Below are 19,966 nucleotides of genomic sequence, written 5' to 3'. Positions count from 1 at the left end.
TACATATTTTTGAGACATGCGGAAGCGCCGCCGCTCAGCCGCCGAGCAACACCGCGACGCTCCTGGCCACCCGATCGAGCGGCTCCCGGCCGCGCCGCGCCCTGGCCAGCAGCAACGCCCCCTCAACCAGAGCCAGCACGGTGGTGGCGACGTCATCGGCGTCCGGCCGCCCGTCGGCGATCAGCCGCTCCCGCAACGCGCCCTCCCACTCCTCGTACACCTCGGCGCAGACCTGCTGCAGCGCGTCGTTGCCCGCCGACATCTCCAGCGCGACGGTGGCCACCGGGCAGCCCTTGCGCCACGCCGAGCCTTCCAGCCGGTCACCGAGCAGCTTGATCACCCCGGCCACCAGCGCGGGCGCGTCCGGCGCCGCGTCGGCCAGGTCGCGCATCGCCTGGCCCAGCTCCCGGCCCGCCCGCCGCAACGTCTCCGCGACGAGCTGGTCCTTCCCCGCGGGGAAGTGGAAGTAGAGCGAGCCCCTGGGCATCCCGCTGGTCGCGATGACCTGGTTGAGCCCGGCGCCGTAGTAGCCGCCCGCCTCGATCAGGTCCTGCGTGGCGTCGAGCAGCCGCCCGCGCGTCTCATCCCCTTTGCGTCCCATGCTGAGAAAAATAGACCGGTCTGCCGATTTTTGCAAGTTCGGTGCCGCGGGCGGCGGGCAGGGGATCGTCATGCCGAAAGGAATCCCCCCGATCAGGTTCACCGACCCGTCGCCACGCGGGTACCTGTACGCCTGCGCGACCGTCGATCCGCCCGTCCGCGCCCCCTTCGTACGCCGGAGCGCCCGCCGCGAGCAGGTGCTCGCCCAGTGGCGGGCGCTGGCGCAGCACCTGACCGAGCAGAACGAGGTCGTCAGCGCCACCGTCTACGAGGCCGTGCTCATCCCGCCCGTCAAGGACGGCCCGCGCCACGACGTGCTCATGCTCCTGCAGACCGGCACCCCGGAACAGCTCTCCGCCGTACCGGTCGAGAAGCTGCAGGCCGACCTGGTCATACCGGCCCGCAACCTCAGGCGCATCGGCGACACCGACGCGACGACACGGGGCACCTTCCTGTTCAACCACTTCACCGCGCCCGAACCGGACGCGGCGGTCGCGATCTGGGAGGGGCTGGCGGGCTGGTACACGGCCAAGACCGGCGTGGACAACTCCACGCTGCTGGGGCCGATCGAGCAGGACGCGCCGTACGCGTTCGTCAATCACGCGCGCCTGCCCGGCACGGCCCTCACCTTCCTGCTCGGCCAGTTGCTCAGGCCGACCTTCCACGGCTTCGTCCGGCCGGCGCTGAAGGACCACGGCATGGCCGCCATGCCGATCCTGTGCCGTCCGGCCTGACGCTGCTCAGCGCGCCAGCCACTGGCGGGTGAGGTCGCGGACGGCCTCCAGCCAGCGTTCCCGCCGCTCACCGGCGGCGATCGCGTCGGCCGCGCCGTGCACGACGGTGAACAGGATCGTCGCCGCGATGTGCGGATCGACCTGGCGGAACGCGCCGTCGTCCATGCCGCGCCGCAGCGCCTCGGCGATCGCGGCGATGGTGTCGATCGGGCCCTCGTCGGTGAGCTCAGACGTGGAGTGGAAGACGGCGGCGTGCAGCCCGCCGGGCCGGGAGATGTCCTCGATGGCCGCCGCGCACTCGGCGTCGAGGGTCGCCCACCAGTCGATCGGCTCGGTAGACTCGGCGAGCCGGCGGAACCGGTCGACGTAGCCGCGCAGCACGTGGTCGCGGACCGCGACGAGCATCTCCTCCCAGGAGGAGAAGTAGACGTAGAAGGTGCCCTTGGCCGCGTCGGCCTCGGCGGTGACGGCCTGGACCCAGTTCGTCACCTCCTGGCCGGAGCGCAGGAGCCGGACGGCGGCGTCGATGAGCTCGGCGCGCCTGGCCTCGGGGGAGAGGCGACGGCGGCTCCTGGAGGTGACCACCGCACCAGGCTAGCGACCCCGGCCGCCGTGAGCGACGCGCAGCTCGCTGACGCCGCGCAGGTTGATGTGCTCCCGGTACGGCGGCGGGTCGGCGACCAGCCTCGGCTCCCGGACCCGGCGGGCGAACGCGTCCAGCGCCACCCGTCCCTCCAGCCTGGCCAGCGGCGCGCCGAGACAGAAGTGCGGGCCCGCGCTGAACCCGAGGTGCCACACCTGCTCGCGCGCCGGGTCGAACCGGTCGGGGTCCGGGTTCACCTCCGGGTCGCGGTGGGCGGCGGCCAGCAGCAGGATCACCAGCGCGCCGGCGGGCGCCTGCGCGTCGCCGACCCGCAGGTCCTCGCGTGCGACGCGGGCGGTGAGGTGGACGGGCGGGTCGTAACGCAGGACCTCCTCCACGACGGCGTCCGCCGTCACCCGGCCGCCTCGCACGACGGCGGACGTCCTCGCCTGGCCGTCTCCTCGCACGACGGTGGGCGTCTTCACCTGGCCGTCTCCTTGCACGAGGGGGGACGCCTTCGCTTGGCCATCTCCTTGCACGAGGACGGACGCCTTCGGTTGGCCGTCGCGCAGCGCGGCGAGGTGGCCGGGGTGACGCAGCAGCGCCAGCACGCCGTTCGCGATCAGGTTGACCGTCGTCTCGTGCCCCGCGACCAGCAGCAGCACGAGCGTGGACACCAGCTCGTCATGGCTCAGCACGTCGCCACCGTCCCGCGCGGCCAGCAGCTCGGAGATCAGGTCGTCGCGCCGAGGGCTCCTGCGCCGGTCGGCGACGAGCTCGTTGATGTAGCGGTGCATCTCCACCATGCCGCCCGCCCACAGCTCCTCCTCGCCGTCGCCCGGCGCGGAGAAGCCGTCGAGCTGCCGGGTGAGCTGCGCGGACCAGCCGTGGAACAGCCGCTCGTCCGCCGTGGGCACGCCGAGCAGGTGGCAGATGACCGTCATGGGCAGGGTGTAGGCGAGGCCGGACACCACGTCGAACGTGTCCTGCTCGCACGCCTCATCGAGGAGGTCGTCGACCAGGCGCGTCACGTAGGGCTCCATCCGGGCGACCGTGCGGGCGGTGAACGCGCTGCTGACCAGGCGGCGCAGCCGGGTGTGGTCGGGCGCGTCCATCGACAGAAACCATGGCTGGCGGACGGAGGGCGGGGCGTCCGGCGGGTAGGGGTCGGCGTCGCGGGCGGCGTCGAAGTGCCGCCAGCGCTCGGAGCTGAGCCGGTGGTCGCGCAGCAGTGTCTCGCAGTCGCGGTATCCCGGCACCACCAGCGCGGAGATCTCCTCGACCCAGACGGGGCCGAGGGCGCGGAACTCGGCGTAGACGGGGTACGGGTCGGGCCTCGACGCGGGGTCGAGAAGCTTGCCGACCAGGTGCAGACCGGACGTCGCGCTGTCCGTTGCCATCGACATGTGGACTCCCTCGGAGGTTTGTAGCCACTATTGACCTGAGGTCACTATTATTGACCTGGGGTCAGTATGTCAATGACGGGAACCTGATAGTCTTCATCCGACTGCTGAGCCTTCTCGGCCCCGATCATCATTCGGCGCCCGAGGAGGCTTTTTTCATGCCAGAAAACCCTCAGCAGCCAAGGACGCCCATGACCGCTCACACGAACACCGCAGGCACCTGGACCCTGGGTGACCTCACCGTCAACCGCGTCGGCTTCGGCGCCATGCGGCTGACCGGCCGCGCCGCCTTCACCTCCACCGGCGACGGCGCCTCCCGCGACCGCTCGATCGCCGTGCTGCGGCGCGCGGTGGAGCTCGGGGTCAACCACATCGACACCGCCGCGTTCTACTTCTCGCCACGCCTGTCGGCCAACGAGCTGATCAACCGGGCGCTGGCCCCGTACCCCGATGACCTGGTCATCACCACCAAGGTGTGGCCCGGCAGGGACCCGTCCGGCGAGTGGTGGTGGGCCACCCCCGGGCAACTCCGTGGCCAGGTCGAGGAGAACCTGCGCCAGCTCGGCCGCGACCGTCTCGACGTGGTGAACCTGCGCGTCCCGCCCAGCGAGCGGACCGGCTCGATCGCCGCCCACTTCGGCGCGCTCGCCGACCTGCGCGACGCCGGCCTCATCCGCCACCTCGGGGTCTCCAACGTCACCCCCGCCCAGCTCGCCGAGGCGCGGGGCATCGCGCCGGTGGTGTGCGTGCAGAACCCCTACGGCGTCGGCTCGCCGGCCGGGCAGCGTGAGCTGCTGCGGCTCTGCGGTGAGCAGGGGATCGCCTTCGTGCCGTTCTTCGCGATCGCCGGAGCGGGGCGCGAGGCGGGTGCAGGCGCCACCTCGGGCTCGACCTCGGGCTCGGGCTCGGGCGAGCCCGAGGCCGTGCTGGACATCGCGCGTGATCGTGGGGTCACGGCCGCTCAGGTACGGCTGGCCTGGACGCTGGGGCAGGGGGCGCATGTGCTCGCCATCCCGGGCACCGGCGATCCCGCCCACCTTGAGGAGAACGTGGCGGCGGGCGCGCTGGTGCTGACGGAGGACGAGATGAAGCGGCTGGACGCGATCAGCTGACACACCTTGGCCGGGGCCGTCGCCTCCCACGACGCAGATCCCGGCGCCGGCCCCGGCGCAGGCCCCGGCGCAGGCCCCGGCGCCGGGGCCGGCGCAGGTCCCGACGCCGGCCCCGGCGCAGGTCCGGTCAGGCGGGCAGGACGTTCGCGGCGAAATCCCCCTGCATGTTGCCGCGCTCCTCGAAGACGAACACGATGTAGGTCTCGAAGTACTCGCCCGGCTTGCCCGCCACGCGCGCGATCCCCATCTTGCTGCTGGCCTTCCAGACGAGCTGGGTGAAGTGGCCGGTGCCGGACTTGAACTGGGCCGCGGCGAAGTCGTAGCCGCTGATCTCGTCGTACCACCTCTTGACCGCGGCCGACCCGGGCAGGGCCTCGGAACCGCCGGCCCAGAAGATGTTCTCCCCGGTCTGGGCGCGCAGACCGGTGTGACCGGCCGCGAGCCCTTCCTGCTCGGAGCGGGAAGAGGCCCGTTCCAGCGCGTAGGCGTTCAGCTCCGGGTCCATGGCCAGCGGCGGCGCGTGGTGCTTGGCCCGATAGGCGTTGGCTTCCGCGAGCGCTTCGGCCTGGAACTCCGGCGTCGTGGCGTTGGGCAGGGCGGGGCGGGTCGTCGTCATGGGGACATCCTTCGTGTAGCGCTGGGGAGCCTGCCGCGTACCGGAATCCCTCCTGATCACATCCCGGCCGCGGCCGCTTGCTCCCTCATGTTCCGCCGAATACGGGCGTCCGCCAGGTTCGGCGGCTGTCCAACATCGGACACGGAGCCACCGTCCGGACACAGGCAGCCACCGGCGCCGCCCCTGACCGTCAGTCACTCCTGCGAGGTGTCGCCCAGCGACTCCAGCAGCCCGCGCAACAGCCCCGCGAGCTGATCACGCTCCCGCGGCCCCAGCTCGGCCAGCAGCCGGGCCTCGTTCTCGACATGCGGCCCGACAAGCTCATCGATCTTCGCCAGCCCCTGCGCCGTCAACCGCACCCGGATCGACCGCCGATCCTCCTCATCCGGCAGCCGCTCCACCAGCCCCTTGGCGGCGAGCCGATCGATGCGGTTGGTGATCGCTCCCGAGGTCACCATGGCGGCCCGGTTGAGAGTCCCGGCCGTCAGCTCGTACGGCGCGCCGGACCGCCGCAGAGTGGCCAAAACGTCGAACTCCCACCGCTCCAGCCCGTGCGCGGCGAAGAACTCCTTCAGCTCCCGATCCAGCACCCGCGCCAGCCTGCTGATCCGCCCGATGACGCCCATCGGCCAGGCGTCGATGTCCGGCCGTTCGCGCTGCCACTGACCCAGGATCAGGTCCACCGCGTCGCCCAACGGTCCCTCCTTACGCCTGCTCGCCAAACTCGCTCGCAGACCTCTCAACGCTAACTATCTCAACGTTCATCTACTTGACGCTAAGCTTCGAAGCGTGCTGTTATCTCAACGTTGAGATTATCAACATGGAGGAAAAATGGGAACACCACACGGCCCCGCCCACTCCGCCCTGCGCGGCTGGCTGGGCGTCGCGGCCATCACGGCCAGCCTGTTCGTCTTTCTCACCACCGAGCTCATGCCGGTCGGGCTGCTCACCCCGGTCAGCTCCAGCCTGCACATCTCCGTGGGCGTCGCCGGGCTGATGGTCACCTTGTACGGCGTCTCGGCCGGGCTGGGCGTGCCGTTCATCGTGGCCTGGACCAGACGCGTCAACCGGCGCGTGCTCCTGTCCACCCTGCTGGCCATCCTGACCGTCGGGAACTGCGTCACCGCCGTCGCGCCGACCTTCCCGCTCGTCCTGACGACCCGCCTGGTCATGGGGTTCGCCAGCGGCGTGTTCTGGGCCATCGGGGTGAGCATGGCGATGCGCCTGGTCCCGGAACGGCAGGCCAGCAGGGCGGCCGCGGTCGTGATGTCCGGCATCTCGATCGCCGCCGTCGTGGGCATCCCGCTGGGTACGGTGCTGGAGAGCCTCACCGGCTGGCGCACCACGTTCCTCATCTGGAGCGGCCTCAGCGCGCTGGTGCTCCTCGCCGTGGCCACCGCCGTCCCGTCACTGCCGTCGGCGAACGCGGTCCCGGTCAGGGACGTGTTCGCGCTGCCGTTCAGAAACGTGCCGCTGCGGGTGGTGCTGTGCACCGTCGTGCTCTTCGTGCTCGGCCACTTCGGCGCGTACACCTTCGTACGGCCCTTCCTGGAGGGCAACACGTCCGCCTCGCCCGCGTTCATCACCGTGGTGCTGATGGTCTACGGCGTCGGCGGCGCCATCGGCAACTTCCTCGCCGGACACACCGTGAACCGGAGCCTGCGAGGCAGCTTCATCACCGGCTGCGCGGGGCTCGTGGTCTCCCTGCTGTTGCTGCTCACCATCGGACACGGGCAGGCCGGGTCGATCGCGGCGCTGGTCCTGTGGGGCGTTTCGTTCGGCGTCGTGCAGTTGTGCCAGGTCAACATGACGCAGACGGCCGCGCCCGACACTTTCGAAGCGGCGATGTCGCTGAACACGATGGCGTACAACACGTCCATCGCGCTCGGTGCGCTCTTCGGCGGGCTGTTCGCCGACCACCTGGGCGTCACCAGCGTCGTCTGGTTCGGGGTGGCCTTGACGGCGGCGTCGCTCCTCCTGACGCTCACCACCGGACGGCGGGGCCCGCGCGCCTCCGCCCCTTCCTCCGGTGACGAGGACCTGGTCGCCAGCCGATGAGCCCGGCTCGGCGGCGCCCACGACGACCGGAGACGTTGTGGCCGTTCCTGCCCACCGCAGCGATCACCTGCCATGGCTGCCCGCCTGCGGTTCCACCTCCCGTCGCGTACGACGCGGCCTACCACCCGAGCGGTCGCGTACGACGCGGCCTACCGCCCGAGCGGTCGCGTCGTCGCCAACCTTCGTGCGGCGCGTTCGGCCCGCCGGCCGACCAGGCTCCTCATGATGGCGTCGATGCGCCGGCGTCCGTGCTGTGACCCTCGGGTAGCCAATCGCGGGTGGGATCGTAGTCCAGCCACCGATTGCGCTCGGCCTCCGTCACGAAGGCGCCCGTCAAGGTGTCCAGCAGCGGGTGGCCGCCGTTGCCGCGCCAGAGCAGTGACCAGGCGTACAGCGGTGTGGGGTCGATCAGCGGGACCGAGCGGATCGCCGGATGCCGCGGGAGGGGTAGGTCTGCGGGCAGCAGGCTGAAGCGGTGCGTGTCGGCTGCCAGATCGTCCAGGAAGTGGTCCAGCCCCAGGTTCGTGCCTTCGGCGTGCGCGTGGATGCCGAAGGCCATGGCGAAGTGGTGCAGGAAGTCCAGCCGGTGGAGCGCGCCGGGCGTCCACAGCACGCCGTCGCGCAACTGCGCCGGACGGATCGCGGGCGCGTCCGCCAGTGGGTGATCGGCGTGGAGGATGGCGTCCACGGGTTCCAGCCGTACCAGGCGATGGGTCAGTCCGGCGGGCAGCGGCGCGTGGACGCGGCCGAAGGCGGCGTCGATGTCGCCGTGCAGCAGCGCGGTGATCACCGACGGCAGGTCGCGGCCGTGCCCGAGTTCCAGCCGCGGCTCGCCGGTCGCCACCTGGGCCAGGGTGCGCATGGGCGCGTACAGGTGGCCCCACACGTCGATCCGCAGCGGGCGGTGCGTGGCCAGCACAGCGACCACGGCCAGGTCGGCGGCGGCCAGCGCCTGCCGGGCGGGCTCCAGGAAACGCCGGCCGGCCTCGGTGAGGCGCACCCCCTGGCCGCCGCGGTCGAGCAGGCGCCTGCCGAGCGTGGACTCCAGCCGGGCGATCCGCTTCGAGAGGGCCTGCTGGGAGATCGACAGTTCCTCGGCCGCGTGGCCGAAGTGCAGCTCTTCTGCCGCCTGTACGAATGCGCGCACCTGCGCCAGGTCCAAGTCCACGGCTGTCACCATAGGCGACAACCCATGGTTGTCGGCTCCTCTCGTCCGTTGTTGGATCACGCGATCCGCCTGCCGCTTTCATGGCCGCATGCGTAGATTGATCCCTACAGGAGATGCCTCGCGGCCGGTGGAGTTCGCCCAGGCCGCTCAGCCCGTGCCCGCCCCGGACGAGGTACTGATCAAGGTTGACGCGTTCTCCCCGAATCGCGGGGAGACGTTCCTGCTGGAGACGCCGGAGCCCGGCCTGCTGCCGGGCAAGGACGTCGCGGGACTGATCGTGCAGGCCGCCGCCGACGGCTCGGGCCCACCGGCCGGCAGCCGGGTGGTGGGCCATCCACCCATGGGCGGCTGGGCCGAGTACGCGGCCGTGCCCACCCACTCGATCGCCGTCATGCCCGGCGGGCTCACCACCGTGCAGGCGGCCGCCCTGCCACTGGCCGGGATCACGGCACTTCGGCTGCTCCGCGCGGCCGGCGCCGTGACGGGCAGGAGGGTGCTGCTGACCGGCGCCTCTGGCGGAGTGGGGCACTACCTGACCGAGCTCGCCGCCGCGGCCGGGGCGGAGGTGACCGCGGTGACCGCCACGGCAGAGCGCGGCGCGCGCCTGCGCGAGCTGGGCGCCGCCGCGATCGTGCACGACGTGGACGAGACGGACGGGTCGTTCGACGTGGTGCTGGAGTCCACCGGCGGCAACGTGCTCCCGGCCGCGCTGGCCCGGCTGGCGCCGGCCGGCCTGCTCGTGTGGTTCGGGCAGGCCAGCCGTACCCCTGCGACGGTGAACTTCTTCGACCTGCTGGCCGGGCCGCAGAACGCCGTGATCCGGCACTTCCATTACGCGGGCCCGCCGTACGGTCCTGACCTGGCCACCCTGGTACGGCTGGCGGCCGGCGGGCGGCTGCACCCCGAGATCGGCCGCACCACCGACTGGAGCCAGACCGCCGACGTCCTGGTCGACCTGCGGGAACGCCGGATCCGCGGCAAGGCCGTACTGACGATCGGAACATCGCGATGAGCGCCGCGGACCTCGCCGCCGCCAACCTGTCACGCGCCACCGGAGCCGGGCTGGACCCGCACGAGTACCTGCGCGTCACCGGCGAACTGACGGACCCGGACCAGTGGGGCGAGACCTTCATGCGCGCCGCAGGCGAGCACTTGGCGCGCGCCGAGCAGGCGGCCACGGCGATCTCCACGGGCGAGCACCTCCGGACGGCGGCGCGCTGGTTCCACTTCGCCACCCTGGGACCGAACCGCCAGAGCGCGCTCGCGGCGGCCGAGGCCGACACCGCCATGAGGCGGGCGCTGGAGCTGCTGGAGCCGCAGGCTCGCCGGATCGAAGGACCGGGCTTCACCGGCTGGTTGCGAGGCCCAGCCGATGCCGCCGCGACGGTGGTGGTGGTTCCGGGGCTGGACTCCAGCAAGGAGGAATTCCACGACGTCGTCACCGCCCTGCTGCACCGGGGCCTTGCCGTGTTCGCCATGGACGGGCCGGGACAGGGCACGCTCGCTGCCACCAGCACCGTCCGCGCCGACTACCACCACGTGATCGGCCAGGTCATCGACGCAATCGGCACGCGGAACGTGGGACTCGTCGGGCTCAGCCTGGGCGGCTACTACGTCGCCGAAAGCGCCGCCCTGGAGAGTCGCGTCATGGCCGCCGTCAGCGTCAGCGGCCCCTTCCGGCTGCACTGGGACGCCCTGCCACCTCCCGTACGGGATCTCCTCATCCAGCGGGCCGGTGGCGAGGAAGCGGCCCACCGCTTCGCCGGCCAGGTGGACCTGTCGGCCCTCGCCCCGCAGATCACCTGCCCGCTGCTGGTCATCGACGGCGGCCAGGACGTCATCCCCGGCGTGACCAACGGCGAGCCGCTGGCCCGTCAGGCACCGCACGGGCACTACGTGTGCCTGTCACATGGCGACCACTTGCTCGGCAACGCCCGCCCCGACTGGCTGGCCATGGCCGCCGACTGGATCTCCGGAGCACTCGCATGACACGCTTCACCGACAAGACCGCCCTGATCACCGGCGGCACGAGCGGCATGGGACTGGCCGCCGCACACCGCCTCATCGCCGAGGGCGCCCACGCGATCGTCACCGGCCGCACCCGGCAACGCGTGGACCAGGCCACCGCCGTGCTCGGCCCGCACCACAAGGTCCAGTGGCAGACACCGACGGCGCTGCCACCGTCGCGTTTCAGCTCGGTAAGAGGGGGCGGACGCGTACGGTGTTGAGCGTCGGCCGACCGTTCGCGTGGTCCTCACACGTGCCGACCTTGACGAAGCCGTGCTGATCGTAGACGCGATCAAGCTCAGCGCTTCCGGCCCAATGATCCAGCCCTAAGGCCGGCGCTCCAGACGCCTCGGCCCGGTGGGCGGCCTCCTCCAGGAGGGCGCGGCCCACGCCCCGCCCCGACGGCCCCCGTACGGACATGACGGTGTGGATGAACGCGGCGTCGTCCGGGATCAGCCCTCGTGGGATGCGCGGCGGGGGCGCAGGGGCAAGAGCGAGGAGGCCCACGCACGTGTCGCCGCGTTCGGCGGTCGTGACGGCTCCTTGCGCGGTCCAGCCCGTGAAAAGGTCGGGGAAGCCTGGGATGCGGGAGAATGGCACAGTGCCCCATTGCTCCGCGCGGCCTCGCGCGACGAGCCAGGTGAGGACGGAGTCCATGAGTGTGAGCAGGGCGGGGATGTCGTGCGTTGTGGCGGGGCGCACTGTGATGTGCTGGTTGTCCGACATGCTCGTCTCCCCGGGGAGTAGGATGCTGGCGGGAGTTACTTTAGTTTTCTAAGGATTAGATTGTCAAAGCAAAGCTTGATCGAGGCCGTCGCCAAGGCCGTACAGGACCTTCAGGACGCCACTGACGTCCTCGACGAGCGCGCCGCCCGCCGCCTCGCCATCAACCGCACGGACCTGCGCTGTCTGAGCCGGTTGAGCACGCGAGGGCCACTGACGGCCACCGAGCTGGCGACCGCCGCCGGGCTCACCGGCGGAGCCATGACCACCGTGATCGACCGGCTCGAACGGGCCGGACTGGCCGAACGGCGCCGCGACACCGCCGACCGCCGCCGCGTTCTCGTTCATCTGACTGAGGAGGCGGAGCGGATGAGTGCGGAGATCTGGGGGCCTGTGGTGGAGGATGCGCAGGTGGAGCTGGGGAAGTTCAGCCTGGCGGAGCTGGCCGTGATCGAGAGGTTCCTTGATGTGGCGTTGCGGAACCAGCGGGATCACGCGGAGCGCCTGCGGCGCGACCCGCGCGAGGCTGCCAGGACCGGACATGGCGGGCGCGGGGGCGAGGGCTGAGGCCTCCGACGAAGGACGGTTCGATGTTCGCCAGGAAGGACGGTCCGACGTGCACTAGGAAGGACGGTCTGACGTGCGCTACGAAATACGGCCTGACACGCGCTAAGAAGTACCGGCTGACACGCGCTGGGGAGTGCCGTCTGACACGCGCTGGGGAGTGCCGTCTGACACGCGCTGGGGAGTGCCGTCTGACGCGCGCTCAGAAGTGCTGTCTAACGTGCGCTGATGGTTGCGTTTGACGGGTCGGTGATCGCGGTCGCCGATTTCGTGGCGAGGTTCTGGGGTGGCCGTCGCATGCGCCGATTCGGGGCGGCTTCGCACACGGCGGAGTGACGTCAGGAGAACCGTCGACTGCCTGCAGCGCTTCCATGCGCGAACCTCAATGGCCGGAGGCAGGCCGCGGCAGGCATCGGTGCGGGTGCTGCGGAACGGCCAGAACCGGACTCACAGGTCGGAGAATGTCCAGGCGGAGGTGCCGCTGATGTCGCTCAGTCCGGTGGTGGAGCAGGCGGTCAGGTTGAGGTTGACGAACGTGATCGTCTGCGTCACATCGGCGCCGGCCAGGGTTCCGGAGGCGATGGTGCCGGTCGAGGTGCCGACCTTGGTGCCGTTGACGTTGGAGAAGCTGTTGGTGTAGTTCCAGGCGCTGGTGGTGCTGTCGTTCCAGTACAGCGTCTCGGTGCCGGAGCCGCCGGCGAAGAACGAGGTGCACGACTGGGTCGCGGTGCCGGAGAACGGGGCGGTGAAGGCGTTCAGGCCCGGATGGGTGAGGCTCACGCAGCCGCCCTCGTCCGCGCCGCTGACCGCGACCGTCTGCGTGGTGTCGGTGAGCGCGGGCGAGAACTCCACCGTGGTGGTTCCGGCGCAGTTGACTAAGGTGAGGGTCGCCGACGCGGCGGTGGGTGTGGCCGCGACGACGGCGCCGGCGAGGGCCGGCGTGCACAGGACTGCCAAGATCTTTCGCACGAGAACTCCTGACGTGAACGCGTCCTTTTCCTGAACGCCTGTGGATGCTTCGGCGGCGCGTCGATCTACGGTCGCGTCATGACGATCCCCGGCGCGACGGCACCCCTCACCGCACCCCCACCTTGCCCGTCGCCGGCATCACGCTCGTCGCCGTCCCGTCCTGCCCACGCACCGCTGCCGCGGCATCCTCACCGCGATGATGCGCACGCAACTCACCGACCGGCACGAACAGGGCGGCGAGCCGATCGCGGCGCTCAACGCCGCCGAGGCGACGATCTATGGCCGCTTCGGCTACGGCATCGCCAGCCACGTCGCCGAGATCCAGGGAGACAAGAGGTTCATGGGCCTGCGCCCCGGCACCGACTTCGGCGAGGGCGAGGGCGAGGGCGAAGGCGAAGGTGGGATCCGCCTGCTCGGCCGTGAGGAGGCCCGGCCGCTGCTGGAGAAGGTCTACGACGCCGTCCGCGGCACGGCGGTCGGGTGGGCGGACCGTACGGAGGGGTTCTGGGACGCCCGGCTGGCGGACGGCGCTGCGCTTCCCCCCGGCTGGGCCTTCCCTGCCTTCTCACCCCACCGCGCCGCGTGGAGAGGGCCGCGTGGAGAGGGCCGCGTGGAGAGGGCCGCGTGGAGAGGGCCGCGTGAGGAGGCCGGTGCAAAACCGCGTGCGACGCCCCCGGCGCCAAGGCGATCATTGTGGTGTCCCTCTTACGAAAGGCGCACGACGTGACCATGCATGACGACCAGGTGGACGTGACGGCCGAGACGGTCGCCATCCTGGTCGAGGAGCAGTTCCCGCAGTGGAGGGGCCTGAAGATCCGCCTGGTGCGCTCGACGGGAACGGTCAACACCATCTTCCGCATCGGGGACGACCTCGCCGCCCGCTTCCCCCTGCGCATGGCAGCCACCACCCGATCGGCTCTGGAACGGGAAGCCGAAGCGAGCGCCGAGCTGGCGCGGATCTCACCGTTCCCCACCCCCGAGCCCGTGGCCCTGGGCGAGCCCGGCGCGGGCTACCCCATGCCCTGGTCGGTGCAGACGTGGCTGCGGGGAACGGCCGCCACGGACGCCGACCCGAGCGGCTCGGAGGCCTTCGCCGAAGACCTCGCGGCCTTCATCGCGGCTCTGCGTAAGGCCGAGACCGGGGGCCGGCGATTCAGCGGCGAAGGGCGGGGCGGCGAGCTCACCCGTCATGACCCCTGGATGGAGGAGTGCTTCCAGCGCAGCGAGAAGCTGCTGGACGTGCCCAGGCTCCGCCACCTCTGGAGCCGCCTGCGAGAGCTGCCGCGCGACGGCGACGACGTGATGACGCATGGCGACCTGATCCCCGGCAACGTCCTGGTCTCGGCGGGCCGCCTGGCGGGCGTCCTGGACGGCGGCGGTTTCGCCCCGGCCGATCCCGCGCTGGATCTGGTCGGCGCCTGGCACCTGCTGGAGGCACAGCCGCGCGAGGTGCTCCGGCGGGCTCTGGGCAGCGATGACCTGGAGTGGGAACGCGGCAGGGCCTGGGCCTTCGTCCAGGCCATGGGGCTGGTCTGGTACTACGCCGACAGCAACCCCACGATGAGCGCGATGGGCCGCCGGACACTCGACCGCATCATGACATGAAGGAGACACACCGCATGCGCACTCATCGCCTCGGACGCACCCCGGTGCGGGTCACCGAGCTGGGCTTCGGAGGCGGGCCGCTGGGCGGCCTGTTCGAACCGCTGGACGACGACACCGCGGCGGGGGCGCTGGAAGCCGCCTGGGACTCGGGGATCCGCTACTTCGACACCTCGCCGCACTACGGCATCGGTCATTCCGAACGCCGGATCGGTGAGCTGCTGCGCGGCAAGCCGAGGGCGGAGTTCACGCTGTCGACGAAGGTCGGCCGGCTGCTGGTGCCGCAGGATCCGCAGGGCCGGATGGACGAGGGCTTCGCCGTCCCCGCCACCCACCGCCGGGTGTGGGACTTCTCCCGCGACGGCGTCCGCCGCAGCGTGGAGGACTCACTGACCCGCATGGGCGTCGACCGGATCGACGTGCTGTACCTGCACGACGCCGAGGAGCACTTCGAGGACGCCCTGCGCGACGGCTATCCGGCGCTGGCAGAGCTGCGTGCCGAGGGCACGGTCGGCGCGGTCGGCGCGGGCATGTACCACCCCGGCAAGCTGGCCCGCCTGGTACGGGAGACCGACGCGGACGTGGTCATGCTGTCGGGCCGCTACACGCTGCTCGACCAGTCCGCCCTGGACGAGCTGCTGCCCGTCTGCGCCGAACGCGGAGTGTCGATCTTGGCCGCCTCCATCTTCAACTCCGGCCTGCTGGCGACCGACCGGCCCGTCGAGGGGGCGCGGTACGACTACGCGCCCGCCGACGCGCAACTGCTGGAACGGGTGAACCGGATCGCCGACGTCTGTGAGGCGCACGGCGTGACCGTCCCGCAGGCCGCCATGGCGTTCCCGCTGCTCCACCCGGTGGTCGCGGGCATCGTGGTCGGCATGCGGTCGGAGCAGGAGGTGGTGCGCAATGTCGCCGCGTTCTCGGGCGGCGTTCCTGCGGGGTTGTGGTCTGATCTGCGCGGGGAGAAGCTGCTGGACGAACGCGCCCCGCTCATGGAGCGTCACGGGTGACGAGGCCGTGTTCGTGGGCGTAGATGGCGGCGTGCACGCGGCTCCGCAGCCCGAGCTTGGTGAGGATGCGGTTGACGTGGGTCTTCACCGTGCCCTCCTCGATGGTGCACGCCGCCGCGATCTCGCCGTTGGTCAGCCCCTGGCCCAGCAGGCGCAGCACGTGGTGCTCGCGGGGTGTCAGCAGGTCGAGCTCGGGGGTGGCGGGGCGGGGTGACAGCTCGGCGAAGCGGCTGATCAGGCGGCCGGTGACCTGCGGGTCGATCAGCCCCCTGCCCTGGTGCAGCTCGCGGACCGCCGCCACGAGCACGTCGGGGTCGCTGTCCTTCAGCAGGAACCCGGCCGCGCCCGCCCGCAGCGCGCCGAACAGGTACTCGTCGAGGTCGAACGTGGTCAGCGCGAGCACCCGGGGAGCGGCCGGGGCTCCGGCCAGACGGCTGATGGCGGCGATGCCGTCCATGCCGGGCATCCGCAGGTCCATCACCACCACGTCCGGCCGCAGCCACAGCGCCTGGTGCACCGCCTCGGCGCCGTCGGCGGCCGTCGCGACCACCTCGATGCCGGGTTCGGCGTCCAGGATCAGCCGCAGCGCCTCCCGCGCCGCCTCCTGATCGTCGGCGACCAGCACCCGGATCGTCACCACGCGTTCCCCTCCCTGGGCAGGTCGGCGCGAACCCGCCACCCGCCCGTCTCGGCCGGTCCCGCCGACAGCGTGCCGTCGAGCAGCCGTACCCGTTCCCGCATGCCGCGGATGCCCTGCCCCTCAGCCTCGGACGCCCCCGCGGGGGCGCCGTTGTCGAGGACCTCGACGCACAGACCGCGCTCGTCCTGCCGCAGATGGACGGTGACCTCACTCGCGGTCGAATGCCGGACGACGTTCGTCAGAGCCTCCTGAACCACCCGATAAGCGGTGTGATCGACCGCAGGCGGCAGGACACTCGCCGTCCCGGACCGGCGCAGCACGATCGTGCGGTCGTCGGAGGCGAGTTGCCCGGCCAGCCGCTCCAGGTCGGCGACTCCGGGCTGCGCGGCGGCCGGATGCGAGTTGAGCGTCCGCAGCAGGTCGCGGACCTCGGTGAGCGCCGACGATGAGAGGTCCGAGATCGTCTCGAGGGCACGGGCGGCCGAGGTCTCGTCGGGGGCCCGGCGGGCCGCCGCGGCCTGCAGCCGGATGGCGGTCAGGTGGTGGCCCACGCTGTCGTGCACGTTCCTGGCCAGCCAGGTGCGCTCCTCGGCCAGGACGCGCGCCGCCTCGGCCCGCTGTACGCGCAGCGTCTGGTCGGCCCGGTGCACGTGCAGGCGCAGCGCGTAGCCGGTGGCCACGGGGGCGGCGGTCATGAGAGCCATGTTGGCGAACACCGGCACCGTCGCCCCGCCGATCACCACGCTGGTGCCCACCACCCAGCACGTGGAGATCGCCAGCACCAGCCAGGGCCGCCGCGGCCGGTGGTAGACGGCCGTGCAGAACACGGCCATCGTGACCAGCATCCCCTCCCAGCGGTGCGACTGCGCCATCCCGGCCAGCGCGACGACCGCGGAGAGCGCCGCGGCGGTCAGCGGCAGCGTCCGCCTGACGAGCAGCGGGAGGCTGACGCCGACGCTGTAGGTGATCAGCAGCGGGACGTCGACAGGCGCCGACGACTGCAGCGCCGTCAGCAGCACCGCGGCCGAAGCGGCGCAGGCGACGAGCAGGACCTCCCTCAGCGGGCGCATGTCACGATCATGCCGGACCGCAGGTGGTGCCCGTGGGCGGGAGCTGCCCGGCGGTCAGATACCGGTGGACGTGCTCGCGGACGCAGGGATCGCCGGCCAGGTAGAGCGCGTGACCGCCCTTGGCCGCCAGGTGGCGGGCACCGTCCAGTTGCGCCGTGATCCGGCGGGCGGAGGCGGGCGGCGCCGCGTCGTCGTACAGACCGCTCGCGACCAGGATCGGCGGCAGGCCGCGCGGACGCACCGGACGCGGCGGGAAGGCCATCGCGTGGGGCAGCCCGGCGCAGAGGTTGGCCATGGGCCACGCCACGGTCCAGCCGATGCGCGGCGCGTCCCGCCGCAGCCGCTCTTCCAGAGCTTTGACCTGCCTGTACGCGGCCGGGTAGGGGAAGTCGGCGCAGTTGGCGATCCTGCTGAAGTCCGGGTCGGCCACCCCGGCGGACGGCCGGGCGAACCGGGTGGCGTCACCGGCGTGCGCCTCGGCCAGAGACGTGGCCAGCTCGGGCCACGTCGCGTCGAAGGTGACGGTCGCGCGGGAGGCGATCAGCGTCGCACCGGCCGTCGCTCCGGCCCCGGCGCCCGGCGCGGGAATCGGCCGCTTCGCGGCGCGGGCCATGACCTCGTCCCACACCTTGAGCACGTCGCGGCCGTGCAGCGCGCAACTCGGGTCGGTGGCGCACCAGGCGGCGAAGCGGCGCAGGTTGTCCTCCTTGACCTTCGCCTTGGCCAGCAGCCACGCGGTCCAGGACGGGGTGGTGTGGTCGATCGGGCTGTCGAGGTACATGCGTCCGACGCGGGAGGGGAACGCCGCGGCGTAGGCCACGCCGAGGACGGTGCCGTAGGAGTTGCCGTAGTAGGTGAGCTTCCGCTCGCCGAGCGCCACGCGGACGGCCTCCAGGTCGCGGGCCCCCTGCCCGGAGTCGACATGGCCCGCGAGCGGCCCGGCGGCCTGGGCGCAGCCGAGGCCGAAGCGGCGGTTCTGCTCGGTGTAGCGGGCGTAGGCGGCGCGGTCGGGGAACACCCACTCCGCGTTGGCGGCCCACGGCGCCCGGCCGGGACAGCGCACCCCGGTGCTCGCCTCGAATCCGCGCGGGTCGAAGACCACCACGTCGAACCATCGGGTCAGCTCGGCGAAGGCCTGCTTCGCCACGCGCAGCACCGAGATCTGCTGGGCGGGGCCGCCCAGGTTGAGGACGAGCGTCCCCTTCCTGGTGGCCGGGTCCCTGGCGGGCAGTTTGGCGAGCCCCAGCGTGATCTGAGCACCCTCGGGGGCGGCCCAGTCGGCGGGCACGGTGATCCGGCCGCATCTCAGGCCGTCCCCGCAGTCCTGCCAGGAGAGCGCGGTCGCGGGCGGCGCCATGGGGAGCAGCAGCGTGCCGAGCACGGTGAAGATCGTCTTGATCATGCCCCTCAGCCTGGCCGAGGGGCATGCCGCCGGTCGTCCATCCTTCGATGGATCCTGGGGTGCGGGCGCGCGACGAAGTCGCGAGAAATCCCTGAATATGGCGCCGGGCCCGGACGCCATACCAGGATACGACCCCGCCTGTCCCTTCTGCCACAGGGACACCCCGAAAGATCAATTCAGCAGCGCGACGAGCTGCTCCTCCTCGTAGTCGAGGTGAGCCTCCAGCTCCCGGGTGAGCCGCTCCACCTCGGCGAGCAGGTCCGCCGGCGCCACGTCGGAGCCGTCGTCGCGCAGCAGCGACTGCAGCTCCCCGAGGAGCCGCGCGACGACCGCGTGCTCGTCCCGCAGCCGCGCGATCACCGGCGCCACTTCCGGGTAACGCTCCTCCAGAACGGGGAACATGCCGGTGTCCTCGCGCGAGTGGTGCACGTGCAGCCCCTGGCACATGGTCAGGCAGTTGACCCGGAGCTGGGCGGCCAGGCGCGGGCCGGAGGCGGCGACCTCGCGGCGGATCAGGGCCAGCTCGCGGCGGAAGCCGTCGTGCATGGCGATCAGCGCGTCGCCCATGCGGGCGGCGGGCGGGCCGAAGCCGACCGTCAGCAGCGCCACCACGGGCAGGGTCCGCCCGGACCGCTCCTCGTAGGCGGCCCAGCCCGGGTCCTGCTCGACGGCGCGGGCGAACAGGCGGTCGCGCTCCTCTCCGTCGAGGATCACCGCCTTGGCCTGGTACGTGAACAGCCCGGCCTCCACCGTGACCATCGGATCGGCCACCAGGTTGTGGTACCAGGCGGGGTGCCGGGGCGAGCCACCGGCGGAGGCGATGACGAGGACGCGGTCGCCGTCGGGCAGGTAGCCCAGCGGCGTGGTGTGCGGGGCGCCGGATCGGGCGCCGGTGGTGGTCAGCAGGAGCAGCCTGGCTCCCTCGAAGGGGCCGCCGACCTGGCCCTTGCCGGCGCGGAATTCGTCGATGATCTGCTGGTTGAAGTTTATCGGCATGCTGCTTTCAAGCTCCTGGCGGGTGTCGGAAAAAGAACGGAGAAACCCGCGCGGGCATGCCGACGCGCAGCGGGTTTACGACACCGCCGAGGGCATGGGATGACGCGCGGGCGCAGTGCGCTCAGGCACGACCGGCAGTGTGAGTGGCCACGGTGTCATCCCCCTTGATTCGGCGCCTCCATGCCTCGGCCGTCCTCCCGGCCGGCGACACGCGACGCGACGGTTATTACGCACACATCCGCGCGAACCTGTCAAGCGGCACCACTCTTGGAAGCGCAGGCGAGAGTCGAACTCGCACGGCACGGCTTTGCAGGCCGACCTCCGCAACCGGCGAACTGCGCCACGGCTACCGTGACCCCAGCAGGATTCGAACCTGCGACAGACCCGGCTTCGTAGGCCGGCGCTCTATCCCATTGAGCTATGGGGCCGTACCCCGTACCGGATTCGAACCGGCGATTTCCCGGGTGAAAGCCGGGTGTCCTGACCACTGGACGAACGGGGCTCAGTACGTCCGGCGGGATTCGAACCCGCACCGTCCGGCTCCTTAGGCCGGTGCCTCTCCCATTGGGCTACGGACGCCGGGCAGGGCAAAGAGAAAAGGCCGCCTGGTGGTCACCTGGCGGCCTCCGGAATACTCCTTCTCGGATTTATCCAGAAGCCGTCCCGAGCAGCGCACAGCCGAGCGCGGGGAGACGTCGTTCCCGCTCTG

General features: G+C 71.5%; 22 protein-coding genes and 4 tRNA genes. 10 read left to right on the top strand and 16 right to left on the bottom strand.

All coding sequences use genetic code 11. From position 1 onward, the window contains the following. Positions 1–34: 34 nt before the first annotated feature. Positions 35–601, bottom strand: a complete 567-nt coding sequence (locus ABD331_RS18925) for a TetR/AcrR family transcriptional regulator (protein WP_344476409.1) — start codon at positions 599–601, stop codon at positions 35–37. 70 nt (positions 602–671) lie between these two features. On the opposite strand from ABD331_RS18925, the gene ABD331_RS18920 reads away from it, so the two are divergent. Beyond that, the gene (locus ABD331_RS18920; protein ID WP_344476407.1) at positions 672–1,334 is read left to right on the top strand and encodes a hypothetical protein; all 663 of its coding nucleotides are present in this window, start codon (positions 672–674) and stop codon (positions 1,332–1,334) included. Positions 1,335–1,340: 6 nt separating this feature from the next. Here ABD331_RS18920 and ABD331_RS18915 read toward each other — a convergent pair whose 3' ends face one another. Next, positions 1,341–1,919: a TetR/AcrR family transcriptional regulator gene (locus ABD331_RS18915; RefSeq protein WP_344476405.1), complete on the bottom strand. Its 579-nt coding sequence runs from the start codon at positions 1,917–1,919 to the stop codon at positions 1,341–1,343. A 9-nt stretch (positions 1,920–1,928) separates the two neighbouring features. Beyond that, positions 1,929–3,323, bottom strand: coding sequence for a cytochrome P450 (locus ABD331_RS18910; RefSeq protein ID WP_344476403.1), 1,395 nt, complete (start codon positions 3,321–3,323; stop codon positions 1,929–1,931). A gap of 188 nt (positions 3,324–3,511) precedes the next feature. On the opposite strand from ABD331_RS18910, the gene ABD331_RS18905 reads away from it, so the two are divergent. Beyond that, a complete protein-coding gene (locus ABD331_RS18905; protein ID WP_344476401.1) occupies positions 3,512–4,432 on the top strand; it encodes an aldo/keto reductase in 921 nt (306 codons plus the stop codon). A 127-nt stretch (positions 4,433–4,559) separates the two neighbouring features. Here ABD331_RS18905 and ABD331_RS18900 read toward each other — a convergent pair whose 3' ends face one another. Together ABD331_RS18900 and ABD331_RS18895 are read right to left on the bottom strand one after the other, a co-directional pair. Beyond that, on the bottom strand, positions 4,560–5,048 hold the full coding sequence (locus tag ABD331_RS18900; protein ID WP_344476399.1) for a CAP family protein: 489 nt from the start codon (positions 5,046–5,048) through the stop codon (positions 4,560–4,562). A gap of 194 nt (positions 5,049–5,242) precedes the next feature. Further along, on the bottom strand, positions 5,243–5,743 hold the full coding sequence (locus ABD331_RS18895; protein ID WP_148437391.1) for a MarR family winged helix-turn-helix transcriptional regulator: 501 nt from the start codon (positions 5,741–5,743) through the stop codon (positions 5,243–5,245). Positions 5,744–5,879: 136 nt separating this feature from the next. On the opposite strand from ABD331_RS18895, the gene ABD331_RS18890 reads away from it, so the two are divergent. Next, entirely contained in the window at positions 5,880–7,106 is a 1,227-nt protein-coding gene (locus ABD331_RS18890; RefSeq protein WP_344476397.1) for an MFS transporter, read from the top strand. Positions 7,107–7,326: 220 nt separating this feature from the next. Here ABD331_RS18890 and ABD331_RS18885 read toward each other — a convergent pair whose 3' ends face one another. Then, positions 7,327–8,274: a LysR family transcriptional regulator gene (locus ABD331_RS18885; RefSeq protein ID WP_344476395.1), complete on the bottom strand. Its 948-nt coding sequence runs from the start codon at positions 8,272–8,274 to the stop codon at positions 7,327–7,329. 88 nt (positions 8,275–8,362) lie between these two features. On the opposite strand from ABD331_RS18885, the gene ABD331_RS18880 reads away from it, so the two are divergent. The 3 genes from ABD331_RS18880 to ABD331_RS18870 are packed head-to-tail and all read left to right on the top strand — an operon-like array spanning position 8,363 to position 10,502. Then, positions 8,363–9,286: a zinc-binding dehydrogenase gene (locus ABD331_RS18880; RefSeq protein ID WP_344476393.1), complete on the top strand. Its 924-nt coding sequence runs from the start codon at positions 8,363–8,365 to the stop codon at positions 9,284–9,286. Next, a complete protein-coding gene (locus ABD331_RS18875) occupies positions 9,283–10,263 on the top strand; it encodes an alpha/beta fold hydrolase (RefSeq protein WP_344476391.1) in 981 nt (326 codons plus the stop codon). The genes ABD331_RS18880 and ABD331_RS18875 overlap by 4 nt, the downstream gene beginning before the upstream one ends. After that, positions 10,260–10,502: an SDR family NAD(P)-dependent oxidoreductase gene (locus ABD331_RS18870; RefSeq protein WP_344476389.1), complete on the top strand. Its 243-nt coding sequence runs from the start codon at positions 10,260–10,262 to the stop codon at positions 10,500–10,502. Before ABD331_RS18875 ends, ABD331_RS18870 begins: the two co-directional genes overlap by 4 nt. Here ABD331_RS18870 and ABD331_RS18865 read toward each other — a convergent pair. Further along, positions 10,465–11,007, bottom strand: coding sequence for a GNAT family N-acetyltransferase (locus ABD331_RS18865; protein WP_344476387.1), 543 nt, complete (start codon positions 11,005–11,007; stop codon positions 10,465–10,467). The two genes, ABD331_RS18870 and ABD331_RS18865, sit on opposite strands and share 38 nt — an antisense overlap. A gap of 60 nt (positions 11,008–11,067) precedes the next feature. On the opposite strand from ABD331_RS18865, the gene ABD331_RS18860 reads away from it, so the two are divergent. Next, complete coding sequence (locus ABD331_RS18860; RefSeq protein WP_344476385.1) at positions 11,068–11,571, top strand: MarR family winged helix-turn-helix transcriptional regulator; 504 nt, start codon at positions 11,068–11,070, stop codon at positions 11,569–11,571. Between the two features lie 444 nt (positions 11,572–12,015). Here ABD331_RS18860 and ABD331_RS18855 read toward each other — a convergent pair whose 3' ends face one another. Further along, positions 12,016–12,537, bottom strand: a complete 522-nt coding sequence (locus ABD331_RS18855; RefSeq protein WP_344476383.1) for a hypothetical protein — start codon at positions 12,535–12,537, stop codon at positions 12,016–12,018. A 160-nt stretch (positions 12,538–12,697) separates the two neighbouring features. On the opposite strand from ABD331_RS18855, the gene ABD331_RS18850 reads away from it, so the two are divergent. From ABD331_RS18850 to ABD331_RS18840, 3 genes are read left to right on the top strand one after another with little or no spacing between them, the layout of a single operon-like run. Next, complete coding sequence (locus tag ABD331_RS18850) at positions 12,698–13,264, top strand: GNAT family N-acetyltransferase (RefSeq protein WP_425566010.1); 567 nt, start codon at positions 12,698–12,700, stop codon at positions 13,262–13,264. Positions 13,265–13,266: 2 nt separating this feature from the next. Next, positions 13,267–14,142, top strand: a complete 876-nt coding sequence (locus tag ABD331_RS18845; protein ID WP_344476515.1) for an aminoglycoside phosphotransferase family protein — start codon at positions 13,267–13,269, stop codon at positions 14,140–14,142. Between the two features lie 14 nt (positions 14,143–14,156). Next, on the top strand, positions 14,157–15,149 hold the full coding sequence (locus tag ABD331_RS18840) for an aldo/keto reductase (protein WP_344476379.1): 993 nt from the start codon (positions 14,157–14,159) through the stop codon (positions 15,147–15,149). On the opposite strand, the gene ABD331_RS18835 is transcribed toward ABD331_RS18840, so the two are convergent. The 8 genes from ABD331_RS18835 to ABD331_RS18800 all read right to left on the bottom strand — a co-directional run bounded on the left by ABD331_RS18835 (position 15,130) and on the right by ABD331_RS18800 (position 19,836). Further along, complete coding sequence (locus ABD331_RS18835) at positions 15,130–15,789, bottom strand: response regulator (protein WP_344476377.1); 660 nt, start codon at positions 15,787–15,789, stop codon at positions 15,130–15,132. The genes ABD331_RS18840 and ABD331_RS18835 overlap by 20 nt on opposite strands. After that, complete coding sequence (locus ABD331_RS18830; RefSeq protein WP_344476375.1) at positions 15,783–16,859, bottom strand: sensor histidine kinase; 1,077 nt, start codon at positions 16,857–16,859, stop codon at positions 15,783–15,785. Before ABD331_RS18830 ends, ABD331_RS18835 begins: the two co-directional genes overlap by 7 nt. Before the next feature lie 7 nt (positions 16,860–16,866). Continuing rightward, positions 16,867–18,261 carry an alpha/beta fold hydrolase gene (locus tag ABD331_RS18825; RefSeq protein ID WP_344476373.1) on the bottom strand — a complete coding sequence of 465 codons (1,395 nt, stop codon included), beginning with the start codon at positions 18,259–18,261 and terminating at the stop codon, positions 16,867–16,869. A gap of 171 nt (positions 18,262–18,432) precedes the next feature. Next, positions 18,433–19,257 carry a nitroreductase/quinone reductase family protein gene (locus ABD331_RS18820; protein ID WP_344476370.1) on the bottom strand — a complete coding sequence of 275 codons (825 nt, stop codon included), beginning with the start codon at positions 19,255–19,257 and terminating at the stop codon, positions 18,433–18,435. Positions 19,258–19,525: 268 nt separating this feature from the next. Beyond that, positions 19,526–19,599, bottom strand: a tRNA-Cys gene (locus ABD331_RS18815). Between the two features lie 10 nt (positions 19,600–19,609). Beyond that, positions 19,610–19,685: transfer RNA gene (locus ABD331_RS18810), tRNA-Arg, on the bottom strand. 1 nt (position 19,686) lies between these two features. Then, positions 19,687–19,759 (bottom strand) — tRNA-Glu (locus ABD331_RS18805). 4 nt (positions 19,760–19,763) lie between these two features. Then, positions 19,764–19,836 (bottom strand) — tRNA-Leu (locus ABD331_RS18800). Positions 19,837–19,966 lie beyond the last annotated feature (130 nt).

Origin of the sequence: Nonomuraea monospora (assembly GCF_039531895.1) — a bacterium.
GTDB classification, from domain to species: Bacteria; Actinomycetota; Actinomycetes; order Streptosporangiales; family Streptosporangiaceae; genus Nonomuraea; species Nonomuraea monospora.
Note: the sequence above shows the minus strand (reverse complement) of the source record. Positions and strands in the feature narration are given on the sequence as shown.